Origin of the sequence: Pandoraea thiooxydans, from assembly GCF_001931675.1 — a bacterium.
GTDB classification, from domain to species: Bacteria; Pseudomonadota; Gammaproteobacteria; order Burkholderiales; family Burkholderiaceae; genus Pandoraea; species Pandoraea thiooxydans.
In genome coordinates this window covers 1,648,735-1,667,362 of sequence record NZ_CP014839.1, presented here as the reverse complement: position 1 = coordinate 1,667,362, position 18,628 = coordinate 1,648,735, and the positions used below count along the sequence as shown (strand labels likewise).

At 65.3% G+C, this 18,628-nt stretch carries 18 protein-coding genes; 10 read left to right on the top strand and 8 right to left on the bottom strand.

The window, feature by feature from the left end:
- Positions 1–119 precede the first annotated feature (119 nt).
- Positions 120–1,127 (top strand): cytochrome P450, encoded by a 1,008-nt coding sequence (locus PATSB16_RS07635; RefSeq protein WP_237170319.1) that lies wholly within the window; start codon positions 120–122, stop codon positions 1,125–1,127.
- 45 nt (positions 1,128–1,172) lie between these two features.
- On the opposite strand, the gene PATSB16_RS07630 is transcribed toward PATSB16_RS07635, so the two are convergent.
- The gene (locus PATSB16_RS07630; RefSeq protein WP_418303893.1) at positions 1,173–2,372 is read right to left on the bottom strand and encodes an NnrS family protein; all 1,200 of its coding nucleotides are present in this window, start codon (positions 2,370–2,372) and stop codon (positions 1,173–1,175) included.
- Between the two features lie 208 nt (positions 2,373–2,580).
- On the opposite strand from PATSB16_RS07630, the gene PATSB16_RS07625 reads away from it, so the two are divergent.
- Complete coding sequence (locus tag PATSB16_RS07625) at positions 2,581–3,159, top strand: aspartate carbamoyltransferase (RefSeq protein WP_083566721.1); 579 nt, start codon at positions 2,581–2,583, stop codon at positions 3,157–3,159.
- A 124-nt stretch (positions 3,160–3,283) separates the two neighbouring features.
- Here PATSB16_RS07625 and PATSB16_RS07620 read toward each other — a convergent pair whose 3' ends face one another.
- Positions 3,284–3,925: a LysE family translocator gene (locus tag PATSB16_RS07620; RefSeq protein ID WP_047213536.1), complete on the bottom strand. Its 642-nt coding sequence runs from the start codon at positions 3,923–3,925 to the stop codon at positions 3,284–3,286.
- 192 nt (positions 3,926–4,117) lie between these two features.
- On the opposite strand from PATSB16_RS07620, the gene PATSB16_RS07615 reads away from it, so the two are divergent.
- Positions 4,118–4,957 (top strand): transporter substrate-binding domain-containing protein, encoded by an 840-nt coding sequence (locus PATSB16_RS07615; protein ID WP_047213535.1) that lies wholly within the window; start codon positions 4,118–4,120, stop codon positions 4,955–4,957.
- On the opposite strand, the gene PATSB16_RS07610 is transcribed toward PATSB16_RS07615, so the two are convergent.
- Positions 4,954–5,658, bottom strand: a complete 705-nt coding sequence (locus PATSB16_RS07610; protein WP_257786663.1) for an aspartate/glutamate racemase family protein — start codon at positions 5,656–5,658, stop codon at positions 4,954–4,956. The two genes, PATSB16_RS07615 and PATSB16_RS07610, sit on opposite strands and share 4 nt — an antisense overlap.
- A 75-nt stretch (positions 5,659–5,733) precedes the next feature.
- On the opposite strand from PATSB16_RS07610, the gene PATSB16_RS07605 reads away from it, so the two are divergent.
- Together PATSB16_RS07605 and PATSB16_RS07600 are read left to right on the top strand one after the other, a co-directional pair.
- A complete protein-coding gene (locus tag PATSB16_RS07605) occupies positions 5,734–6,402 on the top strand; it encodes an amino acid ABC transporter permease (protein WP_047213532.1) in 669 nt (222 codons plus the stop codon).
- 14 nt (positions 6,403–6,416) lie between these two features.
- Positions 6,417–7,199 (top strand): amino acid ABC transporter ATP-binding protein, encoded by a 783-nt coding sequence (locus tag PATSB16_RS07600; protein WP_156884843.1) that lies wholly within the window; start codon positions 6,417–6,419, stop codon positions 7,197–7,199.
- A gap of 27 nt (positions 7,200–7,226) precedes the next feature.
- Here PATSB16_RS07600 and PATSB16_RS07595 read toward each other — a convergent pair whose 3' ends face one another.
- Both PATSB16_RS07595 and PATSB16_RS07590 read right to left on the bottom strand, forming a co-directional pair.
- Positions 7,227–7,892 (bottom strand): Vgb family protein, encoded by a 666-nt coding sequence (locus PATSB16_RS07595; protein WP_047216369.1) that lies wholly within the window; start codon positions 7,890–7,892, stop codon positions 7,227–7,229.
- 56 nt (positions 7,893–7,948) lie between these two features.
- Positions 7,949–9,169: an ATP-binding protein gene (locus tag PATSB16_RS07590; RefSeq protein WP_047213528.1), complete on the bottom strand. Its 1,221-nt coding sequence runs from the start codon at positions 9,167–9,169 to the stop codon at positions 7,949–7,951.
- Positions 9,170–9,344: 175 nt separating this feature from the next.
- Between PATSB16_RS07590 and PATSB16_RS07585 the strand changes: the two genes are divergently transcribed.
- The 3 genes from PATSB16_RS07585 (at position 9,345) to PATSB16_RS07575 (ending at position 12,155) form a co-directional block, all read left to right on the top strand.
- On the top strand, positions 9,345–10,139 hold the full coding sequence (locus PATSB16_RS07585) for a DUF899 domain-containing protein (RefSeq protein ID WP_047213527.1): 795 nt from the start codon (positions 9,345–9,347) through the stop codon (positions 10,137–10,139).
- Positions 10,140–10,177: 38 nt separating this feature from the next.
- A complete protein-coding gene (locus PATSB16_RS07580; protein ID WP_047213525.1) occupies positions 10,178–11,005 on the top strand; it encodes a DUF2182 domain-containing protein in 828 nt (275 codons plus the stop codon).
- A gap of 214 nt (positions 11,006–11,219) precedes the next feature.
- Entirely contained in the window at positions 11,220–12,155 is a 936-nt protein-coding gene (locus PATSB16_RS07575) for a histone deacetylase family protein (RefSeq protein WP_047213523.1), read from the top strand.
- A gap of 78 nt (positions 12,156–12,233) precedes the next feature.
- On the opposite strand, the gene PATSB16_RS07570 is transcribed toward PATSB16_RS07575, so the two are convergent.
- Complete coding sequence (locus PATSB16_RS07570; protein WP_047216368.1) at positions 12,234–12,734, bottom strand: hypothetical protein; 501 nt, start codon at positions 12,732–12,734, stop codon at positions 12,234–12,236.
- A 359-nt stretch (positions 12,735–13,093) separates the two neighbouring features.
- Between PATSB16_RS07570 and PATSB16_RS07565 the strand changes: the two genes are divergently transcribed.
- The gene (locus PATSB16_RS07565; protein WP_047213522.1) at positions 13,094–14,368 is read left to right on the top strand and encodes a molybdopterin-dependent oxidoreductase; all 1,275 of its coding nucleotides are present in this window, start codon (positions 13,094–13,096) and stop codon (positions 14,366–14,368) included.
- A gap of 14 nt (positions 14,369–14,382) precedes the next feature.
- On the top strand, positions 14,383–14,811 hold the full coding sequence (locus PATSB16_RS07560; protein ID WP_047213521.1) for a hypothetical protein: 429 nt from the start codon (positions 14,383–14,385) through the stop codon (positions 14,809–14,811).
- Between the two features lie 77 nt (positions 14,812–14,888).
- Here the strand turns inward: PATSB16_RS07560 and PATSB16_RS07555 are convergent, their stop codons facing one another.
- Both PATSB16_RS07555 and PATSB16_RS07550 read right to left on the bottom strand, forming a co-directional pair.
- A complete protein-coding gene (locus PATSB16_RS07555; protein ID WP_047213519.1) occupies positions 14,889–15,461 on the bottom strand; it encodes a GlxA family transcriptional regulator in 573 nt (190 codons plus the stop codon).
- 6 nt (positions 15,462–15,467) lie between these two features.
- Positions 15,468–18,296, bottom strand: a complete 2,829-nt coding sequence (locus PATSB16_RS07550) for a 2-oxoglutarate dehydrogenase E1 component (protein WP_047213517.1) — start codon at positions 18,294–18,296, stop codon at positions 15,468–15,470.
- Positions 18,297–18,628: the final 332 nt, after the last annotated feature.

The window sequence follows — 18,628 nt, the reverse complement described above, 5'->3', positions numbered from 1 at the left end:
ATCCCAGATCTGACGGCGTCCTGAAAAATCAGACTGCCGCGTACGACGAGATGCGCCGCCGCTGTCCGGTCGCCCACAGCGATTACTTGCATTGGTCTCTGTTCCGCCATGCAGACGTCATGCAAGTACTGGACGATCCGCAGACATTCAGCAATGCGGTGTCCTCCTACCTTTCCGTTCCCAATGGCATGGACCCGCCGCAGCACACACGCTACCGGCAGTTGCTTGATCCCTACTTCAGCGCCCAGCGCATGCGGGCTTTCGAGCCGGCTTGCGAGGCCATCGCGCAGGCGCTCGCCGCGCAGTTGCCGCGCGACGGCGAAATCGAATTCATGAGCGAATTCGCGTGCGAATTCGCCCTGCAGATCCAGTGTGCGTTTCTGGGGTGGCCGCCGGCATGGCGCACGCCGCTGCTCGAGTGGATTCGCAAGAACCGCGAGGCTACCCTGCGGGCCGACAAGGGGGAGATGGAACGTGTCGCGCTCGAGTTCGACGGCTACATCAGGACGCTGCTGGCGCAACGCCGCGCGGCGGGCGACGCCGCGCCGGATGACATCACCACCAGCTTGCTGCGCGCGCAGATCGATCAAAAGCCGCTGCAAGACGAGGAGATCGTCAGCATTGTGCGCAACTGGACCGTCGGTGAATTGGGCACGATTGCCGCATGCGTCGGCATTCTCGCGCAGTACCTCGCGGAGCATCCGTCGCTGCAGCAAGACCTGCGCACCGAGCCGGCGCTGTTGTCGGACACGATCGATGAAATACTGCGGATTCATGCCCCGCTTATCACCAATCGTCGGGTGACGACCAAGCCGGTAGAGATCGGCGGCCGCCATATTCCGGCCGGCCAACGCATTACGATCATGTGGGCCTCGGCAAACCGCGACGAAGCCGTATTCGGCGCACCTGACGCATGCCGTCCGGCCGAGCATGCCGCCCACAACCTGCTGTATGGCGCCGGCATTCACGCCTGCCCAGGCGCGCCGCTGGCGCGGCTGGAATTGCGCGTGGTGATGCATGCGCTCCTGGCGCACACTCGCCGCATTTCTCTGGTGCCGGGCAACCCGCCGGTCAGTGAAGTCTATCCGGGCGCCGGCTTTGCCAGCCTGCCGCTGCGCATCGAATGAGCGCGACGCGCGGCCGATGCCTCGCGCATCGCGCCGCGGCCGCCGTCAGCCCGCCTTGCCGTCCGCCCGTGGCGACGTCAGATAAGGCGCATATTTGATCAGGTATAGGCCCCAGACGACGCACCAGCATGCCGCGGCCGCGTCGATCCACAGCAAGCCCGCCCGTGCGTAAAACCACGGCCCGAACACGCGCAGCAACGCGGCGACGATCATCAGCCAGTAGGCAGCGACTTCAGCGCGCCCCGCCACCAGCCGGTGGCCGGTATGACCCAGCGCGGTGCGCGTGACCATGGCAACGATAGCGCAGCCAATGGCCCCTGCCGCCAACGCATGCAGCGCCAGCGTGTGAGCCACCAGGCCCAGCGCCGAGAGCGCCAGCATTGCAAAGCCGACCGCAATCCATACGTAGGCAACGTGCAGAATCCACAGGATCGGCCGCGCACCGACGCGCCACGAACGCCAACCGACAATACGCGCCCCATGTACCACCGCGGCGCCCGCGGCCAGTACCGCAACGAGCGGCGCCGGCGCGCCGAGGGCATCCGCCAGCACGGCCAGGATAATGATCGGCATAGCCAGCTTCTCGACGATCTTCCAGCGCCTCATGACAAATCCGGGAATCGCATTCTGCGTGAACATCGGCACCACCCGTCCGGCAATCACCGACACGAACATCACCGCCAGACCGACAGCGCCATACGCCGCGCGCAGCGCCAGATCGGCGCGGCCCGACCACACCCACGCATGGAACAGCACATTGAGCAAACCGAACAGGCCCAGCGCCACGGGCAGAAAAATATTGTGCCGGTTGCGCGCGTGAATCAGCACGCGCAGCAGCACCAGTGCGACGATCGGCAGGAATGCACTATCGACGACTGCCGCCACCGGCTCGGGCCCTGTCCACACCAGCACGCGCCCGGCGGCCCACAACAGCCAAAGTGCGGCCAACGGCGCGCCCCTCGGCGTTTCCATATCGGTCCAGGCCCGCACCGCGGTCAGCAGAAAACCCACCACGATGGCCGCGACGAAACCAAACACCATCTCGTGAGCGTGCCAGAGTATTCCCTGCATTTGCGGAGCATGCCCTGCCACGGCAATGCCGTGCAGCGCCATGACCCACATCACGATGGCCACCAACGAAAAAAGAGTCCCGCCCAGATAAAACGGCCGAAATCCCAGTCGCAACACCGGTATGCCCATCGCCCCCGGAGCAACCCGATTGGCGGAGGGTTCGCTGATCTTCATCATCATGCCTCTCCCGACATTAATATGCATTTTAAATGCATATTAATCGATTGGCGAGCCGCTGGGTAGCGCCTCATCCGCAAAAGCATGATCTAGCGCATCATTGCAATGCCTGAACGGTTGCCGCCTTTTCGGCATATGATCTCTTTGCAGCAGGGCTTCACCCTGCGCCGCGGGATTCGCGCGCAATTCATTATTGGAGACACCCATGCCTGGCCTGTTTTACGCATTGCTGTACGCGGCGATCGCCGCCGGCGCCCTGAGCACCGCCGCCATGGCCGGCGAGACGCCCCGGCAGCAGGAGGTGGCGCAACGCGGCGCCGACGTCATGCCCTTCTCGTTGGCCGCAACGACGCACATCTTCACCAAGACCGCCCACGGCGGCATTCAGCAGGTGATAACAAAGCACCCCGATGCACGACAAACGACGCTGATTCGCCAGCATCTGGCGTCGATCGCCAAACAATTCGCCCAGGGCAACTTCTCCGACCCCACCCGGATACACGGCATGTCCATGCCGGGCTTGGCAACCCTGCGCGCGGCCAGGCCCGGCGAGCTGCGGGTAAGTTACCGTGACGTGCCCAACGGCGGAGAAATCGATTACAGCAGCAAGCAGCCGCGGCTGGTCGGCGCCCTGCACCAATGGTTCGACGCCCAGTTGTCCGACCACGGGCACGATGCGATGGCCGGCGCGGCTGACATGCGCGATATGCACGGCATGCATGACATGACGGGCATGGCGGCCGTGAATGCCCACACGCCAGTCCAGTCCGGCAAATCCGACTGAGGCGCATCGCCGACGCTGCAGGCGACCATCCCGCAAGGGCGCTGTGTCGCCCGATGCAGGGGGTATCGCACCTCGGCGATCGGCACGGTTTCTCGCCCGCGCAACCCGCCGCGCGTCGCGGTCGCTAATGCCCGATGTTTTCCAGCCAGCCGAGCATCACCGCCATCACAATCATCAGCGCGCCGCCGAAGCCCTGCAAAAGACGGATACCGCGCGCAGAATCGGCCAGGAAGCGCCGCCCCGCATCGCCGACCAGCGCCCACGAGGCATCGACCACCAGCCCCACGCCGATCGGCACCAACGACAGCAGCAACAATGAAACGGTGGGCGAAGCGCCCGGCGGCAGTATCAGGAAGCTCGGCACGACGGTACCGAACATCACCAGCGCCTTCGGGTTGGTCGCGCCGACCATCACCCCGACCAGCAGCGATCGATGCTGCGTGCCGCCACCTCGCGCGAGCGTCGCCGCGCCGCCGCGCAGCGCGGCACGCAAGTACTGCAGGCCGATCGCCAACAAGACGACGGCACCGATCAGACGCACATACGCCTGTACGACCGGGGTCGTGGTAATCAGCGCGCCAAGCCCGACCGCGACCACGCACCCGACCAGGGCGATACCGGCAGCATTGCCCAATGCGCTCAGCAACGCCGCTCGCCGCCCGCGCGCGAGCGCCTGCCCGAGGATGTAGAGAACGCTCGGCCCGGGAATCGCGATCAGGATCAAACTGGTCAGCAACAGGCCGGCAATGCCGTTGAAGCGTGTCATGGCGAAGCTGTACCGGTTCAGTATGAACGGCGAGTCTATCACCGCTGGGTCGGTCGACCTAAGCTCCGCCCGCCTCGTTTTCCCCGCTTTATTAAACGGATGTGACAGCTATAATCTGCCGAGCCGGGACGGGCCACGCGGCGCTGTCCTGACGCGGGATGTACCTTGTTCAATTTCTTTCGGGAGTCTGAAATGCCATCACGCAGGCGCTTTGTAGCAGGCTTGGGCGCGGCCGGGTTGGGGACCATGCTGCCCCTGGCGACGTCGCACGCGCAGGGGCCCGAGTCGGCCATGGCGCGCATCAAGCGCACCAAGACGTTGAGAACCGGGGTGGTCGCAGGCGCCCCGCCGTACTTTCAGAAATCGGTGGCGACCGGGCAATGGCAAGGCTTCGGACCCGATCTGGCCGCGCAACTGGCGCAGTCGATGGGCGTGAAATTGCAACTGGTGGAAACCACCTGGGGCAATGCCGTGCTCGATCTGCAATCGAACAAGATCGACTGCATGTTCGGCATGGCGCCCACCGAGCAGCGCAAGAAAATGGTCGGATTTTCCACGCCGATCTTCCAGAATACTTTCACGATCGTCGCGCGCAAGGGCTTCGACCCGAAAACCTGGGCCGAGGTCGATAACCCCAAAGTCAAGCTGGCCGTGGACGTCGGCTCCAATCAGGACGCATTCGCCACACAGAATCTGGGCAAGGCGAACATCCAGCGTTTCGACACCTCGGGCGATGCCACCCTGGCGCTGCAGACCGGTCGGGTCGATGCCCAGGTGCTGGTGGCCCTGCTCGGCGTGACGGTGCTGGCCAAGTCGCCCAGCCTCGGCCATCTGGTGATCCCGACGCCGGTGCAGGGCTCGCCGGTATGTGTCGGCGTACAAAAGGAAACCGACACCGCGTTCCTGAGCCACCTCGACGCCTGGCTGGCCAAGATGCATCAGAGTGGCACCACCAAGAAAATCATCCTGGAAAACATGCAGAAGCTGGTCGGCATCGATCCCAGCAATTTCCCGAAAGAAGTGCAGCTCTAACGCCGCACTGCCTCACACAGCGCCGCCGGCCCCCCGGCCGGCCGGCGCATCAACAGATCCGCCAGATCCAGCAAGTCGAACACCGGTACGCCGCAGGCTCGGCGAATCGCCTCCAGATACGGACGCATATTGGTGCACTCGAGCACCAGCGCACCGAGATCGGCATGCGCACTCTTCAGGGCTTGCGCCGCCGCCACGACTTCGTCGCCGATGCGCGCGAAGTCGCCCTCGGGCTGGTTGCCGACGATCACCCTGGCAAATTCTCCATCGTCCCGTACGCCGCCCACTGGCGTGTCGGCCGGCGCGCCTGCGGCAGCCAGATGCGCCGCCGAGAGCGCCGCCGCCGAAGCGGTCAGCACACCGATTTTCCTATCGGTTGGGAACAGCGCCTTGAGCAGCGGAATCAGCAGCAGCGACGACGTCGCCACCGGAATCGACACGGCCGCGGCAAGGCGCTGCTGATGCAGCACCATAAAGCCGCAACTGGTAATGAGCGCCGCACAACCCTGGTGCTCGAGTTCGCGGGCACCCTCGCAAAATGCGCTCACCAGGCCGGCGGCCTGGTCGTGAATGACTCGCGCGGGCGACGCATTTGGGATACGCTTGAGCACCGTCGGGTATGCGAACGTCGCGGGGTTGCCGAGATCTCCCACAGGTCGGGGAAAACGGGTATCGAGCATCAGAATTCCGAGCGGCCGCATCTTGATCCACGGGTGGCGTTTTGCCGCAAATATTAACAGGGCGCGCATCGCAGCGCCCGGGCAACAGGAGTCGATGTGTATCACTGGGATTTCGGGGCGCTCTGGCCATACCGGCATTTGCTGCTCGACGGTTTGCTCTACACCTTGATGTTTACCGTGGCGTGCGTGGTGCTCGGCCTGATCGTCGGCCTCGCTGCGGGTCTGGCCCGGCTGTCGAAGAGCGTGCTGATCTCGGGCCCGGCACGCGCCTATGTCGAACTGTTTCGCTGCACGCCCGTGCTGGTGCAGCTCATTTGGTTCTATTACGCGCTGCCCGTGCTCAGCGGCATCCAGATCTCGCCGGCCACCGCCTCCGTGCTCGCGCTGGCACTCTACGGTGGCGCCTTCTACGCCGAAATCTTCCGCGCCGGGGTCGTGTCGATCGATCTGGGCCAGACCGAGGCCGGCCAGGCGATCGGCATGACCCGGCCGCAGATCATGCGCCGCATCGTGCTGCCGCAAGCCTTCAAGCGCATGATCCCGCCGCTCATGAGCCAGTCGATCATGCAGCTCAAGAACACTTCGCTGCTCTCGGTACTGGCCATCCCCGATCTGCTCTACCAGGGGCAAAGCGCCGCACACGAACTGTACCGCCCGCTGGAGTGCTACACGATCGTGGCGATCGGCTATTTCATCGTGCTGTTTCCGGCCACCGTTTTCTCCAAGCGGCTCGAAACGCGGCTCGCGCAACAGGACAGGAGCTGAGCATGGACGAATGCATGATCGAAATCGACAACCTCAGCAAGCGGTTCGGCCAGAACGTGGTCCTGCGCGACATTTCACTGCGCGTGGCAAAAGGCAGCGTGGTGGCCATCATCGGTCCCTCCGGCTCGGGCAAGTCGACGCTGCTGCGCTGCGTGAATCTGCTCACGCAGCCCGACGGCGGGCGCATTCGCGTGGGCGACCACGTCATCGCCTTCGACGGCACCGCCTCGCACATCCCGGGCGACCGCAAGCTGGCGGCGTTTCGCGCCAACACCGGCATGGTGTTCCAGCATTTCAATCTGTTCCCGCACATGAGCGTGGTACGCAACGTGATGGAAGGCATGGTCACCGTGCGCAAGATGCCCAAGGATCTCGCGCACCAAAGCGCCATGGCGCTGCTCGCCCGGGTGGGGCTGGCCGAGCGCGCCGACGCTTATCCCGACAAACTCTCGGGCGGTCAGAAGCAGCGCGTGGCGATCGCCCGCGCACTGGCGATGCAGCCGCAGGTGATGCTGTTCGACGAGGCCACCTCGGCGCTCGATCCGGAACTGGTCGGCGAAGTGCTCAACGTGATCCGGCAACTGGCCGACGAGGGCATGACCATGTTGCTGGTCACGCACGAAATCGCCTTCGCGCGGGAAGTGGCCGACAGCGTGATCTTCATGCGCGACGGCGTCGTGGTCGAAGCTGGCCCGCCCGCCCAGGTGATCGACGCCCCGCAACAGGCCGCGACGCGCCAGTTCCTGGCGCGTTTCAATGCGGCGATGCCGAGCGCGCAGGCAACTGCCAACCTGTAATCCGACTCGCCGGCCAGAACGCGGCGCTTACAGACCGGTAGTCTCGGGCGCCGCCTCGACCGCACGCCGGGGCCGGCGCACGACGCGCACTTTCCGGCTATCGCCGCCGCCGCAAAAGAAGCGATCGCCGCCGTCGGATTCGAGCCCGGCGACGATGGTGTCGGGCGGCATCTCCAGCGATTCGAGCACTTCGCCGGTTCGCGCGTCCACCCGCTGCAATGCGCTTTGCTGTCCTTCCCAGGTGCCATGCCAGAGTTCATCGTCGACCCAGGTCACACCCGTGACAAAACGGTTGGACTCGATAGTGCGCAGAATCGCGCCGGTTTCGGGATCGACCTGATGAATCTTGCGCGCGCGGTACTGCCCCACCCACAGCGTGCCTTCGGCCCAGGCCAGGCCCGCCGCGCCCCCCTCGGGCGCGGGGATCGAGCCGAGCACCCCACCCGTGCGGGGGTCGATCTTATGGATGCGGTTCTCGGCGATCTGGAACAAGTACTGGCCGTCGAACGCTGTGCCTGCGTGCGCCGCCATATCGATCGAGCGTACTACCTTGCCACTGGACGGGTCGACCGCCTTGAGCGAGTCGCCGGCGGCGAACCACACTTGCCGGCCGTCGTAGCTCACCCCGTGCACGGCGTCGATGTCCGCAAAAGGTCCCATTTCGCCGATGATCTCGGCGGCCGATCGATTCATCTTTGTCATATCGTTCGCTCCGGTTTTCGCTTCGTGTTTCGACTCACACTTCGATTCTAGCCACCGGGCAGCGCGGCAGGGAGTAACAAGGTCGTCGCGAATCCCGGCAGCGGCGGCATCATCCAGCGGCGCGCCCGCCCCTGCCCGCACGGCTGTACCTTGCCGGCCGCCGCCAGCGCATCGAGCGCGCGCTGCACGGTGCGCTGGCTCGTGCCCAACGCCAGCGCCAGCGCCGAGCTTGACCAGGCCTCGCCGTCCGACAAAAACGCCAGCATGGCCGCGTGCGTATCATCGACCGGGCGCGCCAGCACCACCGCCTCGCGGGTGCCGTGCGGTATCAGCGCGAAACCTCGCGCGGTTGCGCCGACTCCCGCCAGCGGCCGCAGCGCCACGCGCAGACGTCCGATTTCGACGCGCAGCCGAGCACGATATGACTCGTCCGCATGCTTGCCGCGAAATGCCCGGGCGATCAGCGCATCGCGCGCCACATCGGCCGGCCAGGCCTCGGCCAGCGCACGGGCCAGCGCGAACAGCACCGGGCGCCGCGCCAGCGACACCACCGTGCCGGCACTGCGCACCGCATAACGGCACGCGTCGATCACCAGCGCATGCGAGCTCAGCAATGCCTCGACCTCGTCGAGCAGCAGCGGCCTGGCCTGGCCATGCGCGATCAGGCGCGCGGCCGGTGCGTTCATCACTTCGCAGGCGCCATCGACCTCGGCCATCAATGCCGGAATACCCGCTTCGCGCGCGGCTCTGCCAGCCTCGTAGAGCGCCGTTCTGGCCACTTGCGTTTGCAGCCGCCGCATCGCCAGACCGGCCACGATCAATTCATGCGCGGCACGCAACGCGGCCGGCAGCGGTGCGGGCACCAGACTGGCCAACCGCTGCTCTGCCTCGCCGAGCCGGCCAATCAGCACCAGGCGCCGCACTTCGAGATAGCCGGCGTGGGCCGCATTCGCGAAATCGCCGTGCGCCTCGAGCGTCGCACGCGCAGCCTCGAGCGTTTTGGGCGGCCAGGCCAGATCGCGCGAGACCAGCGCAATCTCCGCTTCGGCGACCACGCAGCGCGCGCGGGCTACCGGCTCCCTTTGGCCGAACGCACGCGCCGCTTCGCGCAGCAGCGCCTTGGCGCGCGCCCAATCACCCAACTGGGCCATCGCGATGCCGCGCAGCGCCAGTGCCGGGGCATCGTCGCGCAAGGCCACGCGATTGAGCGCGCCGAGCGGATCACCCGCGGCCAGCGCGCGGGCCGCCGCCGTGATTATCGAGTCCATCGAAATCCCGCCACACTTGTCACTCCCGCCGTTGGATACCCGCGGCTAATCTAGGACCTGTTCACGCCAAAAGCAAGCAGGCATTTGGCGCAAACGGGCCCCTGGCCACAACAACCCCGCCGCGGCTCGGATCGCACGCGATGCGACCGACACGGCAAACCCAACGGAGGCAAGCATGACGACGCTTCATCCCACCGCCACGCGCGAAGCATGGCTGGCAGCACGACTCGAACTTCTCGAGGCAGAAAAGGACTTCACCCGGCGCAGCGACGAACTGGCGCGGCGCCGTCAGGCACTGCCCTGGGTCAAGGTCGACAAAACCTATCGGTTCGACACCGAACACGGCAGCGCTACGCTGGCCGATCTGTTCGAGGGCCGCTCGCAATTATTGATCTATCACTTCATGTTCGGGCCCGACTATCAGGCCGGCTGCCCGTCGTGCTCGGCTATTGCCGATGGCTTCGATGGCTTCGTCAGCCATCTGGCGCAGCACGATGTCACGCTGGCGGCGGTGTCGCGCGCGCCGTTGGCCAGGCTGCTGGCCTACCGTGAGCGCATGGGCTGGCATTTTCCATGGGCCTCGGCGCATGGCGGCGAATTCAACTATGACTTCAACGTTTCATTTACCGAAGCACAGCAGCGCGACGGACTGATCGAATACAACTATCGGCTCGGCGGCCACGCGATGGATGAAGCCGCCCCGCCGCAGATCGTCTCCGACATGGCCGCCACCTGCGGCACCGATGCCGCCACCTATGTGCGTGACCGGCCCGGCATGAGCACCTTCGTGCGCGAGAGCGGTGCGATCTATCACACCTACTCGGCCTATGCGCGCGGCCTGGACGGCCTGTGGGGGATGTACCAGTGGCTCGACCGCGCGCCTCTGGGCCGTAACGAGACCGGCGTGTGGTGGCGCCGCCATGACGAGTACGCGCCACAACCCGCCCAGGCGCGCGCCCGGCAACGCTGAGCCGCGAGCGCCGCATAGCGGCAATTCGGAGACCTGACATGCCGCAACGCCTCCTCGCCAAGCAGGTAACGCCGCGTTCCTCCGAGCGGGCGGCCGGGCGTGCCTTCCTTGGCATCTCGGCGCTGCTGTTCGCCGCCAGCGCGGCGCTCACGCTCGCGTGGTCGCGCGCTGCGCCGGGCATGCACGGCCTGGCGATGTCCGGCGGCGGATCGATGATGTGGACGCCCATGCCCGGCCGGACATGGCTGGGCACGGCCACCTCGTTCACCGGCATGTGGAGCGTCATGATGGTGGCGATGATGTTGCCCTCGCTGGCGCCGATGCTGTGGCGCTACCGCCTGATCCTCGACGCCGCCGGCACCAGGCATCCTGGCTGGCTGAGCGCCTTGGCGGGCCTCGCATACTTCTTCCTGTGGGCTGCGCTTGGCGTGATCGTTTTCACGTTGGGTGCCCTGTTCAAGACGGCGCAGATGCACGCCCCGGCGCTCGCGCAATGGGCGCCGGCCGCCTCCGGCCTCATCGTGCTGGCGGCCGGCGCGCTTCAGTTCGGCGCGTGGAAAGCGCGCCACCTCGCGTGTTGCCGGCCGGCAGCGTATCGCGCACGCGCAGGCACGGCGGTGCCCTCCGCGCGCGCCGCCGTGCGCCACGGGTTGCGCCTGGGCCGGCATTGCATCCTTTGCTGCGCGGGCCTCACCACCTGTCTGCTGGCGGTCGGCGTAATGGACGTGCGCGCGATGACGCTCGTTGGCATCGGCATCACCGCCGAACGGCTCTTGCCGGGCGGCACAAGTGCCGCGCGCGTGGTTGGCGCGGCGACAATCAGCGCCGGGCTGCTGCTCATCGCGCGAGCCACAGGCTTGGGCTGAGGAATTTGCGGGCGGGCAGCGCCTGTGCGGGCCCCTCACCCATAAGCAAATGCCTATGGTGTTTCAAATAATGTCTAACTGGTTTGAATAGCTGGGCCGCCGTATCCTGACGCTTGCAGTCGGGCGCCAAGGCGCGGCGCCAGAATGTGCCGCGCACCCCGGCAGCCCACGATAATCCAGGAGACAACGCGGCTCGCGCCGCGCGCCGCAGCACATGATGCCTACCCTTGTCATTTCCCATGAAGCGTGCCTCGAACATCGCCCCGGCCCCGGCCACCCGGAATCGCCCGAGCGGCTCAAGGCAGTGTTGGCTGCCCTGCGCTCCCCCCAGTTTGCCGCCCTCGCCTGGCGCGACGCTCCGCTGGGCACCCTCGAGCAAGTCCGGCTGATTCACGATCCGGCGTTTGTCGACGAGGTGGCCGATATCGCTCCGCGCCAAGGCTTTACGCCGCTCGACGGGGGCGACACGGTGATGTCGCCAGGCTCCTGGGAAGCAGTGATGCGCTGCGTCGGCGCGGCCTGCGCAGGCGTCGATGCGGTGCTCGGTGGCCAGGCGCGCAATGTGTTCTGCGCCACGCGCCCATGCGGACATCACGCCGAACCGGCCCGGGCAATGGGATTCTGCATTTTCAATCAGGCCGCGATCGCAGCGGCCTATGCGCACGAGACGCACCGGCTGGCGCGCGTGGCGGTGGTCGACTTCGACGTGCATCATGGCAACGGCACGCAGGCCGCGTTCTACAACCGGCCCGAATTGTTCTACGCATCGAGCCACCAGTCGCCGCTTTACCCGGGCACCGGCTCGGCGGCCGAGACCGGCGTAAGTCACAACATCGTCAACGTGCCGCTGCCGCGTGGCTGCGGCTCCGAGACATTTCGCGAGCGCATAGAGGCCGAGATGCTGCCGGCGCTGCGCGAGTTCGAGCCGCAACTGCTCATTATCTCGGCCGGCTTCGACGCGCATCGGCTCGATCCGCTCGCCGGCCTGAATCTCGAAGACGCCGACTTTGCGTGGATCACCCGCGAGCTGATGCAGATTGCCGAGGTGGCCTGCGACGGGCGCATCGTGTCGATTCTCGAAGGCGGCTACAGCCTGGAGGGGCTGGCTACCGGCACGATGGCGCACGTGCGCGAGTTGATGTGGGAGTAAGGTAAGCGCGCTGGCCACCCGGCGGCCAACGCGCCGGGCGGCCAACGATCAGTTCGGCCCGCAACGGGCCAGCCGGGGCTAAACCTTTTTCAGCGTGCTCGCGTGCGGCAGCGTTGTCGCGGGCTTGCCGTGCGACGGCGCGACCACCGTCACCACATCCGGCATGCCATTGAACACCCAGCCCGGCGCGAACACTACCGAGAGCGGCCCCGGCAGCGTGAACGGCTGAATCAGCGCCGCCTGCTCGAGCTGCCGCATCTGCGCCTGCATCACCCCGAACTGCGCCTGCATTGCCTGCATCTGCTGCAACGCCCACGCCGGTGGCGCACCGCCGGTACTGGTTTGCACCACGAAGCTGGCGCGGCCGTTCGGGCTTTGCCAGTGCCACGTGCTCACGCGCGCCGGGCCAGCCGCGGTCTGCACGATGTGCGTGCTGCCCTGTGCGGGAACGAGGTGGCCATCGAAGCGCACCATCAAGGGCTGCGCCGCGGCCGGTTGCGCGGCGCCCGGCTGCGCAGCCAGCGCGAGAACCGGCGCCAGGGCGAAGGCACCGGCGAAAATAGCAGTGCGTAAGTGCATTTTCATACCTCCGTGAGAATAGACGAGACTCCCAATGGGGTCGCATGTAGTCTGGATGAAAAAGCTTAAAGCTGGCTTAAATTTGCGGCGAAGAGAAATGGCCTGGGGCGGCCGGGCGACGATGGCGTCGGATCGCCCCGGACCGGCACCCTCGCAGCTGGGGCACGCCAAGTATCGCCATCATGGCCTGACTATGCGCTAACGATGCACAACCTTCCGTCCGAGAGGGAATTCCCTAGTAACAATCCGAGCCGCCGCGCATAGAATTCAAACCAACGAGAAGAAGCCAAGGTTCTCGCTTGGCCCGAGTCATCCCCGTTGGTCTGTTCGACGCACCGCAACCTGAGGAGGATCTCGGCATGGCTGAGTTCATGACCCGCAGAAAAATGCTCGCGCTTCTCGGCAGTGGGGCTGCCCTCGCGGCAAGACCCTCGCTTGCCGTCGTTTCGACGCAGGCCGAAGCGCCGCTGCAGCCATTCACCGGCCCCGGGCCCAACCCATACTGGAACAGCGTCGGGCCGTACGTCACGTACCCCCAGAAATTGCCATTGCAACGGCTCACCGATCGTCCGATTCAGCTCGAGACGCCGCGCCAGTATTTCACCGAAGCGTTCACCCCGAATGCCGCCTTTTTCGTGCGTTACCACCTCTCGGTGACTCCCAACGAAATCGACCTGGCTGCCTGGCGGCTCAAGCTCGAGGGTAACTTCACCAAGCCGATGGAGCTATCGCTGCCGCAGTTGCTGCACGATTTCAAGCCAGTCTCCATCGCCGCGGTCAATCAGTGCTCGGGCAATTCGCGCAGCCGCTTCCAGCCGCGCGTGGCAGGTGGACAATGGGGCAACGGCGCGATGGGCAACGCCATGTGGACCGGGGTTCGCCTGCAGGATATCCTCGAGCGCGCCGGCGTCGGCCGCGGCACCGTGCAACTTCAGTTCGAAGGGCTCGATCATGGCGTCGGCCCCGTCGACAAGGGCTCGGGTAGATTCATGAAATCGCTGGATGCCACCGATGCCGTGCTGGGCAAGGCCATCGTGGCATTTCTGATGAATGGCGAGCCGCTGCCGATGCTCAACGGCTTTCCGGTGCGGCTGGTCGTGCCCGGGAAATTCGCCACGTACTGGACCAAGCACCTCACCTTCATTCGAGCCCTGACGCAAGCCGACAATAACTTCTGGATGAATCCCGCCTACCGGATCCCGGACACGCCCGGCGGCAACGTCACGCCAGAAGCCATGGCCACGGGGAAAATCAAGACCGTTCCGATCGGCATGGTCGACATGCCCGTGCGCTCCTTCATCATCGAGCCCGACGGCAGCGCGCCGCTGATACGCAACATGCCGGCGCAAATCCGCGGCATCGCCTTCAGCGGACGGGGACGCGTCACCAAAGTGGAAGTGTCCACCGACGACGGCAAAACCTGGCAACGCGCGACGCTCGGACAGGACCACGGGGCTTATGCGTTTCGCACCTACACTCATCTGTGGACCCCGAAATCAGCCGGCACGTTCACCTTGGCAGTACGCGCGACCGATCAAACCGGCAGCGTCCAAACCGAGCAGGCCGTGTGGAACCCCGGCGGCTATCTGTGGAATCGAATCGAGCGTCAGGAAGTCACTGTCCTGTCGGCATGAGCGGGAGACAGTCAATGAACATCCGCATATCTAGCTGCCTCGGCGTAGCCGGCCTGGCGTTGGTGGTCGCCGGCGCCTCGGCGCACGCTCAAACCCGCCCCGGACTGGAATCGGCCGGAGTCTATGCCGGCGGCACACTCGGCATGGCGCAGCAGCCGGCACGTGGCGCGGCGCAAAGCGGCAGTGTGTTTCGCGTTGGCCAGTGGCCTACCTACACCGCCGAACTCGCCCCCGGCAAAGGGCGCGATATGGTGCTGGCGCATTGCATGATGTGCCATTCGGTCACCTACATCACCATGCAACCGCCCCTGAGCGCGGCGACTTGGGGCGCCGAGGTGCACAAGATGATGAACACCATGGGCGCGCCAATCAACGAAGCCGATGCCCAGGAAATCGTCGCGTATCTGCAGGCGCATTACACGCCCGAGACGCGAAAACCTTGAGGCTTCCCGGCATCGATCGACCATCCGCGATGGCAATAAATGCGGTCGATGGCGGGCGGCGGCCCCCCGCCCCGAGATCACTGTATCAGCAGCGTTTCGGCAATGCGCCCGACGATGTTGTCGCCGAGGTCTTCCTGAACCAGGGTCAAGGCTAGACGAATGCCGGCGCGCACGCCGCCCGCCGAGTAGAGGTTGCCGTCCTTCAAGCAACTCAGGTCGGTCATCACGTGTACCAAGGGGTACTCGCTCGCCAGACGTCGCGCATCATCCGGGTGGGTGGTCAGCCATCGATGATCCGCGAGACCGGCACGCGCGAGCAAAAACGCGCCGTTGGACACGGACGCCAACCTGCGCGCGTCACGTCCGATTTGCTTCAACCAAGTCACCAGTTCAGGATGCTCTTGCCCAGCGCCGACCGACGGCGAGCCGGGTATCAGCACAACGTCGAACGAACCGTGCCCCTGCGTCAAGGCCTCCGTCGTAACCACTGCCGCCCCGTTCGAGCACACGACTGGCCCGGGCGAGAGCCCCACCAGATGCTGTTCATACAGCGTCTGTCCGCACAAGCGGTTTGCCTCGCCGAACACCGCCATCGGACCGCTCACCTCTAGCAAGCGGAATCCGGCATACAGCATCATCCCGACACGCATGCGCGGTTACTCCGTGAAGGCGCTCATGACAAGCGCCTTCTGCCATGCCGCATGCACGGACGCATATCCGGGCGCAGTCGACGCGAACGCGTCGGGTCCCGCGTAACGGAGCTGCACGCTGGCAGGCACGATCTCTCGCAATTGCGGCTCCACGAAGCTCCATGCACCCTGGTTGCGCGACTCTTCCTGACACCAGACCACCCGCTTCAGGTTCGGATACCGGGCCAATTCCGCAGCCAATCGCGCAGACGGAAACGGGTACAGCTGTTCGACGCGGATGACCGGCGTATCGGCGCCGCCCGACGCGCGCCGATGTTCGAGCAACTCGAAGTAAGCCTTGCCCGACGTCAGTATGACGCGCTCGACCTTGGCCTCCACGGGTGCGATCAGGGAGTCCGTCAGGATCTCGAGAAACGCCCCCTGAGCCAGGTCGGCAAGCGTGCTTACCGCCTCCGGATGCCGCAACAGCGACTTTGGCGTCAGAACGATGAGCGGCCGGCGATCGACGGCAAGTGCCTGCATTCGCAACAGATGGAACAATTGCGCGGGCGTGGTCGGTTGCGCCACCCGCATGTTGTCTTGCGCACTGAGCTGCAGGAACCGCTCAACCCTGGCCGACGCGTGCTCCGGCCCCTGTCCCTCCTGCCCATGCGGCAACAGCAGCGTCAAGCCGCTGCGCTGTCCCCACTTGGCGGCACCCGAAGCGATGAATTGGTCGATGACGACCTGTGCGCCATTGGCGAAATCGCCAAACTGCGCCTCCCACATCACCAGCGCGTTACGGTTGACCGTCGAGTAGCCATACTCGAAGGCCAGCACTGCTGCCTCGGAGAGTATTGAGTTGGTGGCGGTAAACCTGCCCTGACTCTCACCCACATGATCGAGCGCGACGAATACGCCATCCGCACGGTTGCTCCGCCGTTGATTGTGAACCACGGCGTGGCGATGATTAAACGTCCCCCTTGCGCTGTCCTGCCCGCTCAAGCGGACATCGACGCCCGCGTCGAGCAACGAGGCGAATGCCAGTTGTTCACCCATTCCCCAATCGAGCGGCTTCTTGCCGTCCGCCATATCGCGACGCGCCGCCAGCATCTTGCCGACCAGCGGATGCGGCTCAAAGCCTTCAGGCAGACTCGCTATTTGTCGCGCCAAGCCCTGCAGCTGCTCGCGCGACGGCGCGCGATAGGCCAGCTCGGTGGGCACGTCCCTGCCGAAGTCCGGTCGCGCCGACGCCGCATATGAGGCGTCTGGCGCGACAGCGGCATCGCTCTCGTGAGCACGCTCGAACCCCAGGCGGTACTGCCTGACGCACTCCTCGACCTGCTCGGAAGTCATCACGCCCTGCTCGATCAACCTGTTGGCGAACAACGTTCTCACGCCAGGATGAGCGGCGATCGCGCGATACATCAACGGCTGCGTGATGCCCGGCGTGTCTTGCTCCTGATGGCCATGCTTGCGGAAGCAGACAAGATCGATGACGACGCTGCGTCGAAACGCGGTCCGATAGTCGAGCGCCAAGCGCACCGCGTGGGCCACCGCTTCGGGATCGTCACCATTGACGTGCAGCACCGGCGCCTCGATCATCTTGGCTATATCGGTCGAGTAAAACGACGAGCGCGTGTCGCGCGGATCCGACGTGGTGAACCCGACCTGGTTGTTGACAACCACGTGCACGGTGCCGCCAGTGCCGTGTCCGCGGGTATACGAAAGGCTCAGCGTCTCCATCACCACGCCTTGCCCGGAGATCGCCGCATCGCCGTGGATTTCGACCGGCAGCACCCCCGCCGCGCCGCCGGCCGACGAGGTCTCGGCCTTTGCGCGTGCCATGCCCTGCACCACCGGGTTCACGATCTCCAGGTGCGACGGATTGAACGCGAGCACGACCTCGACCGGCCCGTCGTCGGTTTGCATGGCACCGTTGTAGCCCTTGTGATATTTCACGTCGCCCGCAGGTAGCCGGTCAGCGCCCTTGCCTTCGAATTCATCGAACAGCGCGCGCAACGGCTTGCCCGCGATGTTTGCCAATACGTTCAGCCGGCCGCGGTGCGCCATACCCAGCACCACCGTGCGCACCTGCTTCGAGGCGCCATGGCGAATCAATTCGTCGAGCAGTACGATGAGCGATTCGCCCCCCTCCAGCGAGAACCGCGTTTGCCCGACATAGCGCTTGTGCAAATGTTTCTCGAGCCCCTCGGCGGCCACCAGGCGGTCGAGAAACCGGCGCCTTTCCTGTGCGGAAAATGACGGCTTGCCACGCGTCGACTCAAGGCGCATCTGCCACCAGCGCCGCTCGTCCGGATCGCTCAGGTGCATGAACTCGGCTCCCAGCGTGCCCGTATAGGTCTGTTCGAGCGCAGCGACGATCTCGCCCAGGGTTGCGTCGTCATCGAAAAGAAACGTGTCGGCCGTGCTGAACGTGACGGACAGGTCCGCGGCCGTCAAGCCATAGTACGCCGGGGTCAACTCGGCCAACGCGCGCGGCGGTGTCCATTGCAGCGGGTCAAGACTGGCGCGGCGCGTGCCGACCATGCGAAAGGCCGCGATCAACGTCTGGACCGCCACCTGTTTTCTGGCCAGATCAAGACCGTTATCGGACCGCACGGCGATGCCGCGCGGGCGTTTGGCCAGCTCGACAAAGCGGGAAACCACAGGCGCGTATGGTTCGTCGTCGCGATCGCTGCCATCGGTGGCGGGCGCTTGCCGCAATGCGTCGAAATAGGCGCGCCATGCGTCCGTCACCGATGCCCGGTCCGCCAGGTAAAGCTCATACTGCTCCTCGACGTAGGGGGCATTTCCACCGAACAAAAAGGAGTTTCGACGTTCCTCGATAAACATGGTGACTCCATCCTCGCTATCTACAGGCTACTGGGCTCCGGGTATCGAGTTCGGCCGTGACGTCGGGTGAGGCTGCCGAACTCACGACCCCAGACGACACACGGCCCACCCGGGTGCGACGCGATTTGCCGTGATACCCGGGTTATTTCCCGGCCGCGTCTTCTGTACCCAGTCTAGTTGGTCGACACGCTCACCGAAACAGGCGCCTGGCGTCATCTCCGGCCAATTGCTGCGATATTTGGGCCACGTCACGTCCCCGCCGTCGCCGCGCGAACCGGGCAACGCACAACCGGAACCCACGGATTCCCTGCACAGGTGACAAAAGCCATTTA

What these genes read in the sequence shown, in the direction of transcription:
- PATSB16_RS07635 (WP_237170319.1), top strand. Translation starts at nt 120, where the DNA reads ATGCAAGTACTGGACGATCCGCAGACATTCAGCAATGCGGTGTCCTCC.
- PATSB16_RS07630 (WP_418303893.1), bottom strand. Translation starts at nt 2,372, where the DNA reads ATGAAGATCAGCGAACCCTCCGCCAATCGGGTTGCTCCGGGGGCGATG.
- PATSB16_RS07625 (WP_083566721.1), top strand. Translation starts at nt 2,581, where the DNA reads ATGCCTGGCCTGTTTTACGCATTGCTGTACGCGGCGATCGCCGCCGGC.
- PATSB16_RS07620 (WP_047213536.1), bottom strand. Translation starts at nt 3,925, where the DNA reads ATGACACGCTTCAACGGCATTGCCGGCCTGTTGCTGACCAGTTTGATC.
- PATSB16_RS07615 (WP_047213535.1), top strand. Translation starts at nt 4,118, where the DNA reads ATGCCATCACGCAGGCGCTTTGTAGCAGGCTTGGGCGCGGCCGGGTTG.
- PATSB16_RS07610 (WP_257786663.1), bottom strand. Translation starts at nt 5,658, where the DNA reads ATGCGGCCGCTCGGAATTCTGATGCTCGATACCCGTTTTCCCCGACCT.
- PATSB16_RS07600 (WP_156884843.1), top strand. Translation starts at nt 6,417, where the DNA reads ATGATCGAAATCGACAACCTCAGCAAGCGGTTCGGCCAGAACGTGGTC.
- PATSB16_RS07595 (WP_047216369.1), bottom strand. Translation starts at nt 7,892, where the DNA reads ATGAATCGATCGGCCGCCGAGATCATCGGCGAAATGGGACCTTTTGCG.
- PATSB16_RS07590 (WP_047213528.1), bottom strand. Translation starts at nt 9,169, where the DNA reads ATGGACTCGATAATCACGGCGGCGGCCCGCGCGCTGGCCGCGGGTGAT.
- PATSB16_RS07585 (WP_047213527.1), top strand. Translation starts at nt 9,345, where the DNA reads ATGACGACGCTTCATCCCACCGCCACGCGCGAAGCATGGCTGGCAGCA.
- PATSB16_RS07580 (WP_047213525.1), top strand. Translation starts at nt 10,178, where the DNA reads ATGCCGCAACGCCTCCTCGCCAAGCAGGTAACGCCGCGTTCCTCCGAG.
- PATSB16_RS07575 (WP_047213523.1), top strand. Translation starts at nt 11,220, where the DNA reads ATGATGCCTACCCTTGTCATTTCCCATGAAGCGTGCCTCGAACATCGC.
- PATSB16_RS07570 (WP_047216368.1), bottom strand. Translation starts at nt 12,734, where the DNA reads ATGCACTTACGCACTGCTATTTTCGCCGGTGCCTTCGCCCTGGCGCCG.
- PATSB16_RS07565 (WP_047213522.1), top strand. Translation starts at nt 13,094, where the DNA reads ATGGCTGAGTTCATGACCCGCAGAAAAATGCTCGCGCTTCTCGGCAGT.
- PATSB16_RS07560 (WP_047213521.1), top strand. Translation starts at nt 14,383, where the DNA reads ATGAACATCCGCATATCTAGCTGCCTCGGCGTAGCCGGCCTGGCGTTG.
- PATSB16_RS07555 (WP_047213519.1), bottom strand. Translation starts at nt 15,461, where the DNA reads ATGCGTGTCGGGATGATGCTGTATGCCGGATTCCGCTTGCTAGAGGTG.
- PATSB16_RS07550 (WP_047213517.1), bottom strand. Translation starts at nt 18,296, where the DNA reads ATGTTTATCGAGGAACGTCGAAACTCCTTTTTGTTCGGTGGAAATGCC.